The 1,695-nt window shown below is 62.9% G+C and carries 1 protein-coding gene and 1 pseudogene; both read left to right on the top strand.

Annotated features, from left to right (window positions below; all coding sequences use genetic code 11):
* A partial coding sequence (locus tag ACWD1Z_RS37405; RefSeq protein WP_451125371.1) for an RHS repeat-associated core domain-containing protein occupies positions 1–393 on the top strand: 393 nt, incomplete at its 5' end.
* 409 nt (positions 394–802) lie between these two features.
* A pseudogene (locus ACWD1Z_RS37400) lies at positions 803–1,607 on the top strand (transposase family protein).
* Positions 1,608–1,695 lie beyond the last annotated feature (88 nt).

Below are 1,695 nucleotides of genomic sequence, written 5' to 3'. Positions count from 1 at the left end.
AAGATGGGCCACCGCTACTACGACCCCCAAATCGGCCGCTTCACCCAACCCGACCCCTCCGGCCAGGAACAGAATCCCTATCTGTATGCCGATGGCGACCCCGTCAACCGCATCGACCCCACCGGCCTATTCAGCTTTGCCGATACGATGGGAATTGTCACCGGAACCCTCGCCGGAGCAGCCGGAATCGCTGCGGTGGGAAGTATGTGCGCCATTACCGCCGGGGTGGGCTGCGCTGCTGCAGCAATCATCACCGGAGCCACATGGGGAGCAGGAGGCGGTGCTCTGGGATCCGTCCTTGCTGGCGGCAATTCGGCAGAAGGAGTCAACGGTACTCTAGGCGGGCTTGTTGGAGGCGCCAGTAGCGGCCTCGCAGCACTGTTCTTCGGATAGGGGAGGAGGCAGATGCACTCACGGAAACGCACAAATCCAGTAGCTGCAATCCTTGGAACATCGCTGCTCACAGCTGCTGCCGGAACTGGCGCCACCGCAGCTGGATTGCTCAAGGGAAGTCTCATAGAGGCAGCCCTGATCTTCGCAGCTGCTGGCTTCCTGGGTGCACTCGTAGTGGTGTGGTTGCGCTCAAGGAGAAACTCGGGTGCTTGACGACTGGGAACCCTTTCGGATGATACTGGTGGCCCAGTAGATAAATTGCTGGGCCGCCAGTTCACTATATTTCGCCTTCAATCGCCGGTAATGCCCTAAGACTTTTCCCGTAACCACTGAACCTCTTTCATCCTGGGCTGTCGGGTGAATCAGGCTGGTCAGGTGCGGTGACGTGGCGAAGCCCCTCGTCGTTGGTGTGGTGATCTCACTCAACACGCCGACGGCCGGGGGGCTTCGTTGGTTCCGTATCCTTCCACGCTTGATGTCCGACACGAGCTGGTCGAGCATGTCTCATGGCTCATCTACGCCCGAAGGTGTGAACGCCGCACTCGCTGGCGCAAGTTGAGCTGTTTCCGTCAGGCACAGCTCGCCCTTGCCCACCTGCGCAAGAACGAGACGCTCGCCCAGCTCAGCGCAGGGTTCGGCGTCTCCGAAGCGACGGCCTGGCGGTACGTGGACGAGACGGTCGATGTCCTCGCCGCCTGGGCGCCCGGTCTGCGCGAGGCCCTGACCGGCCGCGGCGAGGACGACTTCGTGATCCTGGACGGCACTCTGATCCCCATCGACCGGGTCGCCGCGGACGAGCCGTACTACTCCCAGAAGCATAGGAAGCACGGTATGAACGTGCAGGTCGTTGCTGCACCCGACGGCACACCCCTGTGGTTCTCGCGGGCCTTGCCCGGACGCACTCACGACCTGACCGCCGCCCGTGCTCACGGCGTGATCGAGAACTGCCACACGCGACAGATCCTCGTCCTGGCCGACCGCGCCTACCAGGGCGCCGGCGCCACTGTCCGCACTCCCTACTACCGCCACCACGAACTGCCCGAGCACTACCAGCAGTACAACCGGGACCACGCCCGACTCCGCGCCCCTGGCGAACGCGCCTTCGCACAGCTGAAAACCTGGCGCCTCCTCGTCGAGCCCGATGTTCGAATAACCGCATCGGACGCATCGTCGCCGCCGTCCACGCCCTCCTGATCTGCGGATACGGAGGATGAAAGAGGTTCCCTACGTTGTTCTGCGGGAGGTGCTGAGCCCTTCGTATGGTTCACCCACCCAGGGGTGCCGGGTGTGGTTCAAAAAGCT

It is taken from the genome of Streptomyces sp. NPDC002784, assembly GCF_053592135.1.
Note: the sequence above shows the minus strand (reverse complement) of the source record. Positions and strands in the feature narration are given on the sequence as shown.